Annotated in this window: 14 protein-coding genes; 6 read left to right on the forward strand and 8 right to left on the reverse strand. The window is 62.2% G+C overall.

Annotated elements, in window-relative coordinates; genetic code table 11:
• Positions 1 to 20: 20 nt before the first annotated feature.
• A complete protein-coding gene (locus tag GJ700_RS17410) occupies positions 21 to 923 on the reverse strand; it encodes an NAD kinase (RefSeq protein WP_154376105.1) in 903 nt (300 codons plus the stop codon).
• Positions 924 to 1,113: 190 nt separating this feature from the next.
• On the opposite strand from GJ700_RS17410, the gene GJ700_RS17415 reads away from it, so the two are divergent.
• On the forward strand, positions 1,114 to 1,494 hold the full coding sequence (locus tag GJ700_RS17415) for a VOC family protein (RefSeq protein ID WP_154376107.1): 381 nt from the start codon (positions 1,114 to 1,116) through the stop codon (positions 1,492 to 1,494).
• Positions 1,495 to 1,521: 27 nt separating this feature from the next.
• Here GJ700_RS17415 and GJ700_RS17420 read toward each other — a convergent pair whose 3' ends face one another.
• Positions 1,522 to 2,454, reverse strand: a complete 933-nt coding sequence (locus GJ700_RS17420; protein WP_154376109.1) for a DUF3667 domain-containing protein — start codon at positions 2,452 to 2,454, stop codon at positions 1,522 to 1,524.
• 109 nt (positions 2,455 to 2,563) lie between these two features.
• On the opposite strand from GJ700_RS17420, the gene GJ700_RS17425 reads away from it, so the two are divergent.
• The 3 genes from GJ700_RS17425 (at position 2,564) to GJ700_RS17435 (ending at position 4,873) form a co-directional block, all read left to right on the forward strand.
• A complete protein-coding gene (locus GJ700_RS17425; RefSeq protein ID WP_229507064.1) occupies positions 2,564 to 2,857 on the forward strand; it encodes a hypothetical protein in 294 nt (97 codons plus the stop codon).
• Between the two features lie 28 nt (positions 2,858 to 2,885).
• Positions 2,886 to 4,208 carry a PQQ-dependent sugar dehydrogenase gene (locus GJ700_RS17430; protein ID WP_154376111.1) on the forward strand — a complete coding sequence of 441 codons (1,323 nt, stop codon included), beginning with the start codon at positions 2,886 to 2,888 and terminating at the stop codon, positions 4,206 to 4,208.
• Positions 4,209 to 4,279: 71 nt separating this feature from the next.
• The gene (locus tag GJ700_RS17435; protein WP_154376113.1) at positions 4,280 to 4,873 is read left to right on the forward strand and encodes a PRC-barrel domain-containing protein; all 594 of its coding nucleotides are present in this window, start codon (positions 4,280 to 4,282) and stop codon (positions 4,871 to 4,873) included.
• A 41-nt stretch (positions 4,874 to 4,914) separates the two neighbouring features.
• Here GJ700_RS17435 and GJ700_RS17440 read toward each other — a convergent pair whose 3' ends face one another.
• A complete protein-coding gene (locus GJ700_RS17440) occupies positions 4,915 to 8,457 on the reverse strand; it encodes an indolepyruvate ferredoxin oxidoreductase family protein (protein WP_154376289.1) in 3,543 nt (1,180 codons plus the stop codon).
• Positions 8,458 to 8,612: 155 nt separating this feature from the next.
• Between GJ700_RS17440 and GJ700_RS17445 the strand changes: the two genes are divergently transcribed.
• Complete coding sequence (locus GJ700_RS17445; protein WP_154376115.1) at positions 8,613 to 9,083, forward strand: Lrp/AsnC family transcriptional regulator; 471 nt, start codon at positions 8,613 to 8,615, stop codon at positions 9,081 to 9,083.
• Between the two features lie 22 nt (positions 9,084 to 9,105).
• Here GJ700_RS17445 and GJ700_RS17450 read toward each other — a convergent pair whose 3' ends face one another.
• A complete protein-coding gene (locus tag GJ700_RS17450) occupies positions 9,106 to 11,139 on the reverse strand; it encodes a phosphocholine-specific phospholipase C (protein ID WP_371868003.1) in 2,034 nt (677 codons plus the stop codon).
• Positions 11,140 to 11,278: 139 nt separating this feature from the next.
• Between GJ700_RS17450 and gloA the strand changes: the two genes are divergently transcribed.
• Positions 11,279 to 11,689 (forward strand): lactoylglutathione lyase, encoded by a 411-nt coding sequence (gene gloA / locus GJ700_RS17455; protein WP_154376119.1) that lies wholly within the window; start codon positions 11,279 to 11,281, stop codon positions 11,687 to 11,689.
• 53 nt (positions 11,690 to 11,742) lie between these two features.
• Here the strand turns inward: gloA and GJ700_RS17460 are convergent, their stop codons facing one another.
• The 4 genes from GJ700_RS17460 to GJ700_RS17475 all read right to left on the reverse strand — a co-directional run bounded on the left by GJ700_RS17460 (position 11,743) and on the right by GJ700_RS17475 (position 14,975).
• Entirely contained in the window at positions 11,743 to 13,053 is a 1,311-nt protein-coding gene (locus GJ700_RS17460) for a TolC family outer membrane protein (protein ID WP_154376121.1), read from the reverse strand.
• 39 nt (positions 13,054 to 13,092) lie between these two features.
• Entirely contained in the window at positions 13,093 to 13,416 is a 324-nt protein-coding gene (locus GJ700_RS17465; RefSeq protein ID WP_154376123.1) for a rhodanese-like domain-containing protein, read from the reverse strand.
• Between the two features lie 13 nt (positions 13,417 to 13,429).
• Positions 13,430 to 14,083 carry a protein-L-isoaspartate O-methyltransferase family protein gene (locus tag GJ700_RS17470; RefSeq protein WP_154376125.1) on the reverse strand — a complete coding sequence of 218 codons (654 nt, stop codon included), beginning with the start codon at positions 14,081 to 14,083 and terminating at the stop codon, positions 13,430 to 13,432.
• Between the two features lie 193 nt (positions 14,084 to 14,276).
• Complete coding sequence (locus tag GJ700_RS17475) at positions 14,277 to 14,975, reverse strand: TetR/AcrR family transcriptional regulator (RefSeq protein ID WP_154376127.1); 699 nt, start codon at positions 14,973 to 14,975, stop codon at positions 14,277 to 14,279.
• Positions 14,976 to 15,070 lie beyond the last annotated feature (95 nt).

Below are 15,070 nucleotides of genomic sequence, written 5' to 3' on the forward strand. Positions count from 1 at the left end.
CGGTAATGAAGTTGAGGGGATCAGGCCAGTTTGCCTTCGCCTGACGGGTATTCGTTCCAGTGCAGTTTTTCGCGCAGCGTATTGTAGTAACTCCACCCTTCCGGATGCAGGAACGTGATCGAGTGCGGCGAGCGCTGGATGATGATGCGGTCGTGCGCCTGCAGGCTGGCAAAGGTTTGCATGTCGAAGTTCACCGTGATGTCGCGGCCGCGCATGATTTCCACCACGATTTCACTGGAGTCCGGCAAGACGATGGGCCGGTTCGACAGCGCGTGCGGCGCAATCGGCACCATGACGATGCCGCCCAGGGTCGGATGCAGCAGCGGTCCGCCGGCCGACAGCGCATAGGCGGTGGAACCGGTGGGCGTCGAAATGATCAGGCCGTCCGAACGCTGGTTGTACATGAACTGGCCATCGACATCGACACGCAATTCGGCCATCCCGGCGCCGGCGCCGCGCGACACCACGACATCGTTGAAGGCGCGGCCCACATAGATATCCTGTCCATCGCGCACCACTCTTCCTTCCACCATGGTGCGGCGCTCGGCCTGGTAATGGCCCTTCAGCATTTGTTCCAGCACCGGCAGCATGCCGTCCAGCGGGATATCCGTCATGAAACCGAGACGGCCCTGGTTAATACCGATCAGCGGCACGTCGAACGGCGCCAGGCGGCGCGCCATGCCCAGCATGGTGCCATCGCCGCCCATGACGATGGCGGCATTCGCATGTTCGCCGATCTGCGCCGCCGTCATCGACGGGATGCCCGGCATCGCCAGGTGCGCCGCCGTTTCTTCTTCGAACACGACGTGGTGCCCGGCATCCCGCAAAAAACTCAGCAAGCTACCGACAGCCTCTTCAATGCCCGCCGTATTCTGGCGGACCACCAGGGCGATTGTTTTAAACAGAACTTGCGTAGCTGGCATAAATCTCTCGGTTTTGAGTAGGCGGCGATACAGGGCAACAACACTGGGGTGGCTTCTACCAGCGCTGGGGTGGCAACACCCGGCAGAGTAACCCATAATGCAACCTTCTGCCATGTACACAATACTGTACATACAAACAGTATAATTTGTGCAGCATCAGACTGCAAGCACACTCAACAGGGAGAGAACGATGGCGAAAGTGCTGGGCGTGGGCGGTATTTTCTTCAAGTCGCGCAATCCGCAAGCGCTGATGACGTGGTATCAGGAGCATCTGGGCTTCTCCACCGAATCGACGGATTACGCGACGTTTTTCCCGGCCACCATGCCGGATGGCGGCGGTACGGTCTTCAGTCCGTTCAAGGACACCACCGGCTACTTTGCGCCGTCGAAACGCGACTTCATGTTCAACCTGATCGTCGATGACCTCGACGCGGCGCTGGAGCAGGTGAAAAAAGGCGGCGCCGAACTGGTGGGCGATCCGCAATCGTTCGATTACGGCCGGTTCGGCTGGTTCATGGATCCGGACGGCAACAAGGTCGAGTTGTGGCAGCCGGCGGCCAAGGCTGAATAAGAAAATGGGGCTGGCGCCCCATTTTTTTCAGTGGGCGGTAGCCACGCCCGCCCCCATCGCCACGCCGATGGCCACCGCCAGCGAAATGCCGTGCGCCAGCATCAGCAGCGACCAGCGGAAAAACGTGGCCCAGCGGCTGCCGCCGTAGACGCGCCGCATCGCCCAAGGCAGATAACCCACCAGCCAGCAGATTTCAAGGAAGCCCAGGAAATAGCCATCGGGCGTGAACTTGATCGCGGCAAACAGCACGAAGGCGAATGCGCTGGTGTGCAAGGCGAACAGCAAGTGTTCGCCGTAGCGCCGCCCGGAACCGAGGTACAGGAATTTCAGGTACAGCGCGAACAGCGGCATCAGCGCAAACATGGCGTACGGCCCGTATTTGAAGAAGCCCTCCGACATCACCTTGCCCCGCCCTTCGGTATCGAGCGTATTGAAGTAATCCACCTGCTTCATCAGGCCCGGCGCTTTTTCGCGCAGCTTGTCCGGTAACTCGATCTGGTTGCCGTTGGCGTCGACGGTCTTGCCATTCTTGATGATGTCGTTGCGGATCCCGTCCGCCTCCTTGGCAATGTCGTTCTTCAACTCTTCCTGCTGCGCGGCGACGATCGCCTTGTCGGCCACCTTCACCGGTTCCACATTGGTGAATTTCAGCAGCGCGAAAAAGATGATCGACAGCGACAGGTACAGCCGCAGCGGCTCCACGTAACGCTTGCGGCGGCCCCGCATGTATTCCAGAGTCAGCAGGCCGGGCCGGAACATCAGCCGCGTGAACGTCCCCCACAAGCGTCCTTCCAGCGCCACGTAATGGCCGATGAATTCATGGGCGAATTCCGCGAAGCTGGCCGCGTGCAGGTGCGTTTCCTGGCCACAGTGCTGGCAATAGTTGCCGCCGCCGGTGGGTGCGTCGCAGTTGGGGCAAATCGCCGGGATGTCGTGGTGATGGGCGACGTCATTCTTCATTGTTGGTCCTGTGCAGGTTCTTCAGCGTGGAAATGTTACCTGACTTCATGCTGATATTGCACTGTTTCAAAAAAGTTCAAACGGGCGACTGCACACACTTGCACGGACTATGATGGGCCGCGAAGCGACGACAGGAGAACCCATCATGGTGACGGAAGCCAAGGACCGCCAGGTCAATACCGCACTGCCGGCCAAGAGCGACGACGGTAAACGCTTGCCGCATGAGCGCGACGAATCGCCGGACGGTCAGCCGCCGAAACCCCGCAGCGTGATCCAGCAGGCGGCCAGCGACCTTGAGCAAGGGCTGGTCGACACCGATATGCACGGAGTGCGCGGTGTGGAAAAAGTGCAACCGAAGACGCCCGGCGAGGCGCAGCCGCAACCCGGCAGCAAGCGCGACTAACCAACTGAATGCACGACGGGAGCCAACGATGAAGCCAGCAGTACCGTTCGCCGCCATGCCGTTTGCCTTGCTTGCGGCGCTCAGCATCGATGCAGGGGCCCAGCAGGCGGGTTATCCGCCCGGCTTCGGTCCTTCTCCCGCATTGCCGCAACCGGAACAATCGCTGATCCCGACCGTCAACGTGGCGCCCGTCGAACGCTTCAAGGACAACGAAACGCCCGTTGCCGCGCCAGGCTTCACGGTGCGCGCCTATGCGCGCAACCTGGACCATCCCCGCTGGGCTTACGTGTTGCCGAACGGCGATGTGCTGGTGGTGGAAACCAATGCGCCGCCCAAGCCGGAGGACGGCAAGGGCATCAAGGGCGCCATCATGAAGTCGCAAATGAAAAAGGCCGGCGCCGTCACGGAATCGGCCAACCGCATTACCCTGCTGCGCGATATCGATGCGAACGGCATGGCAAAAACCCGCTCGGTATTCCTGCAAGGATTGCATTCGCCGTTTGGCGTGGCGCTGGTGGGCAACGACTTATACGTGGCCAATACCGATGCCGTGCTGAAGTTCCCGTATCAGCCGGGGCAAACGTCGATCACGGCGCGCGGCGCGAAAGTCATGGATTTGCCCGGCGGGACACTGAACCATCACTGGACCAAGAACATCATCGCCAGCCAGGATGGCAAGACGCTGTATGCCACCGTGGGCTCCAACAGCAACGTGGCGGAAAACGGCATGGAGCGCGAAGAAGGCCGCGCCGCCATCTGGCAACTGGACCTGGCCACCAGCAAGGCGACGCTGTTCGCGACAGGCTTGCGCAATCCGAACGGCATGGCGTGGCAACCGCAATCGAAAGCATTGTGGACAGTCGTCAATGAACGCGATGAACTGGGTAACGACCTGGTGCCCGATTACCTGACGTCCGTGAAACAGGGCGGCTTTTACGGCTGGCCCTACAGCTATTTCGGCCAGCACGTCGATACCCGCGTGAAGGAACAGAAACCGGACCTGGTGGCCAGGGCCATCGCGCCGGACTATGCGCTGGGCGGCCATACCGCGTCGCTGGGCCTGGCTTTTTATGAGGGGAACCTGTTCCCCGCAACCTACCGTGGCGGCGCATTCATCGGCCAGCACGGTTCCTGGAACCGCAAGCCCCACAGCGGCTACAAGGTGGTCTTCGTGCCGTTTGCCAATGGCCAGCCATCGGGGCCGCCGCAAGACTTCCTGAGCGGATTCCTCAGCGCCGAAGGCAAGGCCCGTGGCCGGCCCGTCGGCGTCGCAGTAGACAAGGCGGGCGCATTGCTGGTGGTGGACGACGTTGCCAACGTCGTCTGGCGCGTCACGCCGAAGGGAAGTTGAACCATCGGCATCGGGCGAACTGATACCACACTTTCGCCGGTATGGCCCGGCCGGCTTTCATGGAGATCGTTATGAGCTACTTGGACAGAGATAAATTCGGCATTTACCGCGACCGCGACGACAACGATGGTCCGGGGCCGCGCCTGATGGGCGCCGACACCCTGCTGGGTGAAGACGTCTATAACCGCCAGGATGAAGACCTGGGCGACATCAAGGAAATCATGCTGGACATGCAGAGCGGCCGCATCTCGTACGCCGTGCTGTCGTTCGGCGGCCTGCTGGGCATGGGCGACAAGCTGTTTGCCGTGCCATGGCAAGCGCTGGAACTGGATACGACCAATAAACGCTTCATCCTCGACGTCAGCAAGGAGCGCCTGGAAAACGCGCCGGGCTTCGACAAGGACCGCTGGCCGGACATGGCCAGCAGCGAATTCACGTCGCAAATCCACGGCTTCTACGGCACGCATCCGGAAGCGGGCTACCGCACCGCCACCGGCAGCGTGATGGGACAAGGGACCAACACCATGCAAAGCAGCCCGTCAACGTCCGCCACGTACAGCACCGGCCAGGGCAACATCAGCCGCGGCTCGGGCTTGTCGAGCCAGAGCGCGACGGATGACGCGAAGGATTTACACCTGCGCGATAAGGACACCGGCAAGTATTAACCCGTAGGGCGGCTTCCGCTGCGCGGAAACCGCCCTGCTTTTTATGCGCGCTTCATCATGACGAACTGGCTCTTTGCGTGCATCTGCGGGCGCAGCGCATCGAGTTCCTGCTGCGCCTTTTCCAGGTTGGCCAGTTTCACGTGGCCAAAGCCCCGCACTTTTTCCGGCACGGACGCCAGCTTCAACGCCACCGGCTTGTTCTCTGCCGTCAGCCCGTTCGCCAGCTCTTCCACCAGCGCCATCACCTGGTCACGCCACGCGCGTTCGGTGCGGCGTTCTTCCGTGTAGCCGAATACATCGAGCGCGGTGCCGCGCAAGCCTTTCAGCTTGGCCAGCATGCCCATGGCCGGCAGCATCCAGGCGCCGAACGTCCGTTTGGCCGGGATGTCCGTACCCGGTTTATTTTTCGGCAGCAGCGGCGGCGCCATGTGGAATTGCAGCTTGAAGTCGCCGTCGAACTGGTCGGCGATTTGCGCGCGGAATACCGGATCCGCATGCAGCCGCGCCACTTCGTATTCATCCTTGTACGCCATGGCCTTGTACAGGCTGCGCGCCACGGCTTTCGACAGCGCCAGCTTCGAACCTTCGCCTTCCAGCGTCCGTTCTTTTTGCTCGACCAGGCGCACCAGCGCCACGTAACGGTCCGCATACCGGCTGTCCTGGTAATCCGTCAGCAGCTTCACACGCAGGGCGATGATCTCTTCCAGCGACTTCGGCTGAGCAAACTGGATCACCTGCTGCGGCTGCGCCAGGCGGTCCACCGCACCCATATCGGCAGCGGCCAGGCGGCCCAGCATGAACGCGCGTTTATTGAGGTCGATCGCCACGCCATTCAATTCAATGGCGCGCATCATGGCAGGCATGCCGACCGGCACCAGGCCCCGCTGCCATGCATAGCCCAGCATGACGATGTTGGCCGTGATTTGTTCGCCCAGCGCGCGCAGCGCCAGGTCGGCCGGGTTGATGCCGAACACGTTGTCGTCGCCGGCGCCATGGCGCAGCTTGGCCAGCAAGCCATGCTTGTCGATGTCGGCATCCGGATTGCGCGTGAATTCCGCCGTCGGCGTTTCACGCTCGTTGGCCACCACTTGCGTGTGGCCGCGGCGCATCACGGACAACGCCTCCGGCATGGCCGCCACCACCAGGTCGCATGCCAGCAAGGCGTCGGCCTGCTGCAAGTCGATGCGCACCTGGTTCAGCAGTGCGGGCGATGCGGCCACGCGCACGTGCGACATCACGGCGCCGCCCTTTTGCGCAAAGCCCATGAAGTCCAGCGCGGAAGCGCCCTTGCCTTCCAGGTGGGCCGCCATCGTGATCAGCGCGCCCAGCGTCACCACGCCGGTGCCGCCGATTCCGGCCACCAGCATTTCAAACGGTTTCGCAAAAGCGTAAGCGGGCGGCAACGGATGCGGCGCCAGCATGTCTTCCAGCTGTTGCAGCGACACTTGCGCGGCGGCGGGCTTTTTCAATGCACCGCCCAGCACCGACACGAACGACGGGCAGAAACCTTCCACGCACGAGTAATCCTTGTTGCACGACGATTGCTCGATCTGGCGCTTGCGGCCCAGGTCGGTTTCCAGCGGCAGGATCGACAGGCAGTTCGACTGCGTGCCGCAATCGCCGCACCCTTCGCAGACGGCGGAATTGATCATCATGCGGCGGGCCGGATCCGGGAACACGGTTTTACCAGGCTTGTTCTGCTTGCGGCGGCGGCGCTTTTCAGCGGCGCAGGTCTGGTCGTAAATCAGCACCGTCACGCCTTGCGTATCGCGCAATTCGCGCTGCACCACGTCCAGCTCTTCGCGCGGACGCACCGGCACGCCGGCCGGTAACGTGACATCCGCGTAGCGCGCCACGTCGTCCGTCACCACCACGACTTTGCTGGCGCCTTCCGACACCACCTGCTGCGCGATTTGCGGTACCGACAAGCCGCCGTCGACCGGCTGGCCGCCCGTCATCGCCACGGCGTCGTTGTACAGGATCTTGTAAGTGATATTGGTTTTCGCCGCGATCGCCTGGCGCACGGCCAGGTAGCCGGAGTGGTAATACGTGCCGTCACCGAGGTTCTGGAACACGTGCGGCGCCTTCACGAAACGGGAAGCCGCCACCCACGTCACGCCTTCGCCGCCCATCTGCGTCAGGTTGAACGTGTCGCGCTCCATCCACGTCGCCATGAAGTGGCAGCCGATGCCGGCCAGCGCGCGGGAACCTTCCGGCAATTTGGTCGACGTGTTGTGCGGGCAGCCCGAGCAGAAATACGGCGTGCGCTTGACGGCGTCCGCGCTGTTCGACAACAGGTCGGCGGCGCAGAACGATGGCAGCTGGCGCTCCAGGCCCAGTTGCGGCAGCAATGGCGCCAGCCAGCGGATCAGCGCCGGCGCGATGCGCGACGGGCGCAATTCGCCCAGCGCGGACAGCAGCGGCTCGCCCTGCGCATCGGTCTTGCCGAGGATGACGGGACGGCTGGCGGCCGGCATGTTGTACAGCAAGCCTTTCAGCTGGTCTTCGATCACCGGGCCTTTTTCTTCGACCACAAGGATTTGCTCCAGGCCTTCCGCGAACGAGAACAAACGGCTGCGTTCCAGCGGATACGTCATGCCCGGCTTGTACAGGCGGATGCCCAGCTGTTCCAGCAAATCAAACGAGACGCCCATACGCTGCAGCGCTTCCATCAAATCGAGGTAAGCCTTGCCGGCGCTGATGATGCCCAGCTTCGCTTGCGGCGCTTTCACCACCAGCTTATCGATGGAATTGACCTTGGCAAAGGCTTGCACCGCATCCAGCTTGGCCGCCAGGCGCTGCTCCAGCGCCAGCGACGGCAAGTCCGGCCAGCGGTAGTGCAAGCCGCCCGGCGGGTACAGGTAATCGGTGGGAACGTTGTAATCGTTCGGCGGCGGCAATTCCACCACGGCGCCGCCTTCGACGGTTTCCGAAATCGCCTTGAAGCCGACCCAGTTGCCGGAAAAACGCGACAGTGCCCAGCCATACAAGCCGAATTCAAAGTATTCCTCGATATTGGCGGGATTGACCACCGGCATTTGCCAGGCCATCAGCGCCTGTTCGCTCTGGTGCGGCATCGACGACGACACGCAGCCATGGTCGTCGCCCAGCACCACCAGCACGCCGCCGTGCGGCGACGAACCATAGACGTTGCCGTGCTTGAGCGCATCGCCGGAGCGGTCGACGCCGGGGCCTTTGCCGTACCACATGGCAAACACGCCTTCGACGGTACGGGTCGGGTCGGATTCCACCTGCTGCGAACCCAGTACGGCGGTGGCGCCCAGGTCTTCATTGATGGCAGGCAGGAATTCAATCGATGCTTCTTTCAGCAGCGGCGCGATGCGCCATGCTTCCTGGTCGACCGCGCCCAGCGGCGAACCGCGATAGCCGGAAATGAAGCCGGCCGTATGCAAGCCATGGCGTTCGTCGAGCCGTTTTTGCATGATCATCATGCGCAACAGCGCCTGCGTGCCGGTGATGAAAATACGGCCCGTTTCACGGCGCATATTGTCGTCGAGACGGTAATCCGGGTCGGCCAGGCCATCCGGTCCCGGTACCTGTTTTACGTCCCCCACATCGTTCATCGACCCCATTTTTCTCTTCCTCCAAAGCTTGTATAGGCAGGCTGATCGCCTGTAACATTGATGCAGAGATAGTAGGAGCAGGGGGGCGGAATAATTTTTCTGCTTTACATCAGAAACAGCTCAAAAAAGTACAGCATTTTTATTTTTAGGCTTTCATGGAAAATTCCACTTTCGATGCGGCTTCGCTGAAAATTCTTAGCGAATTGCAACAAAATAGCCGCATTTCGACCAACGAACTTGCTGAAAAAGTGGGCATGTCGGCGACCCCTTGCTGGCGCCGCCAAAAGGAGCTGGAAGAGAAAGGTGTGATCACGCGTTACGCCGCCATCGTCGACCGGCGCAAGGTGGAGTTATCGCAATGTTGCATGTTGCACATTTCGCTGACGCGGCATGACGCCACCGTGGTGGCGGGCTTTGAAAACGCCATGCAACTGCGGCCGGAAGTGATGGAGTGCTATGAAGTGACGGGCAATTCCGATTACATGGTCAAGCTGGTGGTCAGGGACATGAATGCGTACCACGACTTCCTGCACAACGTGCTGCTGAAGTTGCCAGGCGTGTCGCAAGTCAATACCAGTGTCGCGCTGCGCGAAGTCAAATACGAAACAGCGCTGCCGCTGGCTTGAATCAGCCGTTTTGAATCAGCGGTTAAGCACTCATCTCCGGGTCACTGACGCCATGGCGCCCCGATTCCAGGCGGCCCGCAAAACGCCGCATCCATTCCCCCGCCTGTACCGCGTAGTCATACCAGTCATGCTGGCCATCGAGCGCCAGCAAGATGCGCGCGCTCTCGCCCGGCGCCAGTGTGCGCCACTGCACCGGCGCTTCGCCGTAGGCCAGTTTGCGCAAGGCGACGTCACGCGGCGCCGCGCCATCGTTGCGCAACGTGACGCGCAAGGCGCCGTTGAATGGCGCCAGTTCCAGCGCCAGCGCGGCATCCGCCGCATCGAGCGTCCCTTGCAGGCGGCGGTGGAAGCCGTTCGGTCCCAGCACCCATAAATCGTAGCGGCCCTGGTCCGCCGCTGCGGGAGTCCACAGGTCGTCGAGCGATTTGCCCGCTTCCACCGTGTAGCGACGCGGGATGCGTTCCAGGTGCAACTGGTCATAGACGTGGAACACGGCGCCGGCCTGGCCGCTGTTGATGAAGCGCAGCGACACTTGCTGGCGTTCTGCCAGCACGCCGCATTCGACCTCCAGCCGGTACGGCAAGGCGCGCGACGGCCGCACGCCGCGCGGCTGGCGCGGTGCGCTCTGGCCGGTTTCCCGCGGCACGTCGATGCCTGCCAGCGCGCGCTGTTCCCGGCGCCACGCATCGGCCCACTGCCTGCCGCGCGGCACCAGCGGTGGCGGCGACGCATCGGGATGGGCGAAGTCGAAGCAACTGGTCAGGTCGCCGCACACGGCGCGCCGCCACGGGCTGATGTTCGGTTCGCGCACGCCAAAGCGCACTTCCAGGAAGCGCAGGATGGACGTGTGGTCGAACACTTGCGAATTGACCCAGCCGCCCTTGCTCCACGGCGAAATCACCAGCATCGGCACGCGCGGGCCCAGGCCGTAGAGGCGCTTGTCCAGGTGGCATTCATCGTCGCAATCGGCGGTCGATGCCCCCGCTCGGCTGCCGTCGCGATTGAACGCGGGGGCGGCCGGCGGCGGCACGTGGTCGAAGAAGGCATCGTTTTCGTCATACATTTGCAGGAATACCGTCTTGCTCCACACGGCCGGATCGGCCAGCAGTGCTTCCAGCACCTGCTGCGTATACATGCCGCCCTGTACCGGCGTCGATGGCCCAGGGTGTTCGCAATACAGGCGCGGCGCGACGATCCAGCTCACCTGCGGCAGGCGGCCGGCCACCACGTCGTCGCGCAAGCCTTGCAGGCTGGCGTCCCACAGCGTGCTGGTCAACCCTTTTTCGTACAGCGGCCCGGCCTTGCTGTCGTACTGTTCCCGGAACGTGCGAAACACGGCCAGCATGTTGCAGTCGTAGTTGTCCTTCATGTCCTGGTACACCTTCCAGCTGATGCCGGCCTGCTCCAGGCGCTCCGCGTAAGTGGTCCAGCGAAAGCCCGCTTCGGGCCGGCCCAACCCTTCCATGCGGTTGTCGATGGCGGGGCCGCCATCCCGCCCCTGCGGGTCATTGGTGCCGGTCAGCATGTACAGGCGGTTGGGATTGGTGCCGCCCTGCAGTGAGCAGTGATACGCGTCGCACAGCGTGAAGGCGTCGGCCAGCGCGAACTGGAACGGCAATTCCTGGCGCGTGTAATATGCCATCGACGCGTCGGTCTTGGAACGGGGCCAGAAATTCATGCGGCCGTCGTCCCACGCCGCCTGTGCGTCCGGCCACGTGTGCGGCAAATCCAGCGCACACTGCGCATTGCCCGCTGCCTGGTCGAGGTGGTACGGCATCACGATGCGGCGGCCATTGCTCTGTTCCCACACGCTGTTGCGGCCCTTGATGGGAATCGTGAAGCGGTCGCCAAAGCCGCGCACCCCGGGCAAGCTGCCAAAATAATGGTCGAACGAACGGTTTTCCTGCATCAGGATCACCACGTGCTGCACATCCATCACGGTGCCGGTGGCGCTGTGCGCAGGCACCGCCAGCGCCTGGCGCAACAGCGGCGGCATGGCGCCGGTCAGTCCGGTGGCCAGCACCTGGCGCAGAAAACGGCGGCGTTTAACGGTCACTGCATTCTCCTCGCAACGGCAATAGGTTAACGTTATCACAATGGCGCGCGGATGCAACTGTTTTTTATGCGCGACCGCCGCCTGCACGGATTGCGGGCAGCGCCTACAATCGTTGTTTTACCCTCAAGGCAACCACACCATGCGAATCCTGCACACCATGCTGCGCGTCGGCGACTTGCAGCGCTCGATCGACTTTTATACCAACGTCCTCGGCATGAAACTGCTGCGCACCAGCGATAATCCCGAATACAAATACACGCTGGCCTTCCTCGGCTATGGCAGCAATCCGGACCACGCTGAACTGGAGCTGACGTATAACTATGGCGTGGACAAGTACGAGATGGGCACGGCCTACGGCCACATCGCCATCTCCGCCGACAACATCGTTGCCGCATGCGACGCCGTCAAGGCCAACGGCGGCAACGTGACGCGCGAACCTGGCCCCGTCAAGGGCGGCACCTCGGTGATTGCATTCGTGGCGGACCCGGACGGCTACAAGATCGAGCTGATCGAACGCAGCTCCGACGGGGCGGGCGCGGGATTGCGCTGATTAAATAAAAAAGCCGGGATCAACCCGGCTTTTTGCTGTGGCGGCCGCGCCGCTCAGTTTTGCAGCAGCGCGTTGATCGGCGCCAGGTCGGCTTCCTTCAGCGAACCGGCCGCCGACTTCAGGCGCAGGCCATTCATCAGCGTGTCGTAACGGGCGCGGGACAGGTCGCGCTGGGTCGAGTACAGCTGGCGCTGCGCATTCAGCACGTCGATGTTGATCCGCACGCCCACCTGGTAACCCAGCTTGTTCGATTCCAGCGCGGATTTGCTCGACACTTCCGCCGCTTCCAGCGCGCGCACCTGCGCCAGGCCGCTGTTCACGCCCAGATAAGCCGTGCGTGCCCCCTGCGCGGCGGCGCGGCGGGTGGCTTCCAGGTCGTTGCGCGCCTTGTCTTCCAGCGCGATCGATTCACGCACCTTGCTGGTGATGGCAAAGCCGCTGAAGATCGGCACGCTCCAGGTCACGCCGATCGCATTGGCCTTGTTGATGCCAACGCCGGTGGTGCTGTCGCGGCCTTTGCTGGCCGTCAGGTCCAGCGTCGGCAGGTGGCCGGCGCGGGTACGGTTGATTTCACGCTTGGCGATTTCCACGTTCAGTTGGGCGCCCACCACCGCATAGTTTTGCTGTTCGGCCGACGACACCCATGGCTCCATCGCGGCCGGTTCCGGCGCCGCGATCTTCACGCCCGGACGCAACGATGCCAGCGAACCGGCCGGTTTGCCGATAATTTGCAGCAGCGCGGCGCGTTTGACTTCCAGGTCGCTTTGCGCGGCGAATTCCTGCGCCACCACCAGGTCGTACGCCGCTTGCGCTTCATGCGTGTCGGTGATGGTCTGCGTGCCCACTTCGAAGTTGCGCTTGGCCGATGCCAGCTGCTCCGTGGTCGCGGTCTTCTGCGCCTGGATCGACGTCAGCGCATCCTGTGCGGTCAGCACGTCGAAATACGCTTGCGATACACGCACGATCAAATCCTGCTGCGCCTGGGCGAACGTGGCCTCGGCCGCGGCCTGGGCCAGTTTGCTCTGCTGGTACGTTTCCCAGCGGTCCCAGCGGAACAGCGGCTGCGTCAGCTGCAACGCATACCGGTTGTTCGAGTTGTCCAGCGTATGGTCCGGGTTCAGCGGGTTCTTGGTATCGAAGTCGCCCGTGGTCTTGGTGCTGCTGCCGCCCAGGCCGATGGTCGGCAACAACTGAGAACGCCCCTGCGTCGTCCGCTCCTGACCTGCTGCCAGCGCAGCGCGCGCGCTGGCATACGTGGCGTCGTTGGCGAGCGCCTGCTGGTATACCTGGAGGAGGTCAGCCGCCTGTGCGTTCATCGTCAACATTGCGCTGCCGATCAGCATGGCGAGTAAGGGTTTCTGCATTGCGTTCTCCGTGGGAGTCATCGGTTATGGAATAACAACTTAATATTTTGGCATGGTGCTGTCCACTTGCACAGCCCACGCGTGTACGCCGCCGGTCAGGTTGATGACCTTGCCAAAGCCGTTGTGTTCCAGGAACGCCGCCACCTGCATGCTGCGCGCACCGTGATGGCAGATGCATACGATGGCCGCCTCTTCATCGAGATCGTCGATGCGGGCCGGGATCGTGTTCATCGGCATCAGGGTCGAGCCTGCAATGTGGCAGGTTTCGTATTCCCAGTTTTCACGCACGTCCAGCAAAAACGGGCTGGGACGCGCTTCATCGGCCAGCCAGTCGGCCAGTTCGGGTGCGGTAATCTGCTGCATGGCCTGGCGCCTCTCAGAAGGTGAAGTGCGACGGCGTGACAGCCAATTGCAGCGGCTTCACATTGGTTTCAAATACTTTGACGGTGTCGTAGCCCGCTTCACCGGTGCGGGTAATCACGTGGCCCGACATCACCGGCGCTTCGCCGATGATCGCGAAAATGCGGCCGCCCACTTTTACCTGCTTCAGCAGCGCTTCCGGCAGCACTGGCACCGACCCGGACAGCACGATCACATCGAATGGTGCGCCGTTGGTCCAGCCCTGGGCGCCATTGCCCTGCTCTACCGTCACGTTGGTGATGCCGTTGGCGGCCAGGTTCGCTTCGGCCTGGGCTTTCAATTCCGGCGAAATTTCAACGGTGGTCACATGGCGGCCGCGGTGCGCCAGCAAGGCAGCCATGTAACCGCTGCCGGTGCCGATTTCCAGCACGTTTTCATGCTTTTTCAGTTGCAATTCCTGCAGGATGCGCGCTTCCAGCTTCGGGGTGAACATGAATTCGCCGCCGCCCAGAGGGATTTCGGTATCGACGAAAGCCAGGTTCTTGTATGCAGCCGGGACGAATTTCTCACGCTTGACGACTTGCAGCGCATCCAAGACGTCCGTATCCAGGACGTCCCAGGGACGGATTTGCTGTTCGATCATGTTGAAGCGGGCTTGTTCGATATTCATCTTTAGACTCGTGAAAGATTAACTAATTGGTGCCTGATACCGCCGGTGCCAGGCGCCACTGATTGAGATAATCCGCCATTTTATCGTTGAACTGCACTGGACGGCATATTAACTATATCGGCGATGACGGGCAGGAAATTGCGACAGTCTGCAGTTTGGCGGGGTTGAATGCACAAATTTGATCCAAATCTGCTTATTTATTGTGCAAATCGGTGGCGGGCGCGGTGGGCATGCAGTAGGGAGTCCCCTCGGGCGCAGAGGCGGGGCGCAGTCCGCGCAGGGTGAGATCGATGAAGGCGCCCAGGTAAGCGTACGGGTCGATATTGGCCCCCGCGCACAACTGGGGCGACTGCGACCACATCATCAGCATCAGCACGGGCGCCGTCAGCACCGGCATCAGCACGGCCGGGTCGACGGGGCGGAATTCGCCCCGGGCCACGCCCCGCGCCAGGATATTGCTGATCAGCGCATTGCCCCGCGCGATGACTTCTTCGTTATAAAACTGCATCAACTCCGGGAAATTCGCCGCTTCCGCCACCATCAGCTTGGTGATGCCGGACGCGCGCGTGGCGCCCACCTTGTCCCACCAGCGCATCAGCAACGTGCGCAGCAAGTCGGCGCTGTGGCCGTCGACGGCGGCAAAATCCGTTTCCGCTTCGCCGATCGGCTGCACGATGGCGTCGCGCACCACGGCCTTGAACAATTCTTCCTTGTTGGCGAAATACAGATATAACGTGCCCTTCGACACGCCGGCGCTGCGCGCCACGTCTTCCAGGCGCGTGGCCGCATAGCCGCGGCTGACGAACAGGTCCAGCGCAGCGGCCAGCAATTCCTGCGGGCGCGCATCCTTGCGCCGCTCCCAGCGCGGCTTGGATTCTGTCGGATCTGGCATGTTGGCGGACGGCGCCTGTGGCGGCACATTAATTACTTACTCAAAGGTCATTAATGGTAGTCCGCTGATGGGGTAGCGTCAAGGCGGGGCCGCTG

Origin of the sequence: Pseudoduganella rivuli (genome assembly GCF_009674485.1) — a bacterium.
Classification (GTDB): Bacteria; Pseudomonadota; Gammaproteobacteria; order Burkholderiales; family Burkholderiaceae_D; genus Rugamonas; species Rugamonas rivuli_B.

Coding starts and splice junctions, on each gene's coding strand:
- GJ700_RS17410 (WP_154376105.1), bottom strand. CDS start 923: ATGCCAGCTACGCAAGTTCTGTTTAAAACAATCGCCCTGGTGGTCCGC.
- GJ700_RS17415 (WP_154376107.1), top strand. CDS start 1,114: ATGGCGAAAGTGCTGGGCGTGGGCGGTATTTTCTTCAAGTCGCGCAAT.
- GJ700_RS17420 (WP_154376109.1), bottom strand. CDS start 2,454: ATGAAGAATGACGTCGCCCATCACCACGACATCCCGGCGATTTGCCCC.
- GJ700_RS17425 (WP_229507064.1), top strand. CDS start 2,564: ATGATGGGCCGCGAAGCGACGACAGGAGAACCCATCATGGTGACGGAA.
- GJ700_RS17430 (WP_154376111.1), top strand. CDS start 2,886: ATGAAGCCAGCAGTACCGTTCGCCGCCATGCCGTTTGCCTTGCTTGCG.
- GJ700_RS17435 (WP_154376113.1), top strand. CDS start 4,280: ATGAGCTACTTGGACAGAGATAAATTCGGCATTTACCGCGACCGCGAC.
- GJ700_RS17440 (WP_154376289.1), bottom strand. CDS start 8,457: ATGAACGATGTGGGGGACGTAAAACAGGTACCGGGACCGGATGGCCTG.
- GJ700_RS17445 (WP_154376115.1), top strand. CDS start 8,613: ATGGAAAATTCCACTTTCGATGCGGCTTCGCTGAAAATTCTTAGCGAA.
- gloA (WP_154376119.1), top strand. CDS start 11,279: ATGCGAATCCTGCACACCATGCTGCGCGTCGGCGACTTGCAGCGCTCG.
- GJ700_RS17460 (WP_154376121.1), bottom strand. CDS start 13,053: ATGCAGAAACCCTTACTCGCCATGCTGATCGGCAGCGCAATGTTGACG.
- GJ700_RS17465 (WP_154376123.1), bottom strand. CDS start 13,416: ATGCAGCAGATTACCGCACCCGAACTGGCCGACTGGCTGGCCGATGAA.
- GJ700_RS17470 (WP_154376125.1), bottom strand. CDS start 14,083: ATGAATATCGAACAAGCCCGCTTCAACATGATCGAACAGCAAATCCGT.
- GJ700_RS17475 (WP_154376127.1), bottom strand. CDS start 14,975: ATGCCAGATCCGACAGAATCCAAGCCGCGCTGGGAGCGGCGCAAGGAT.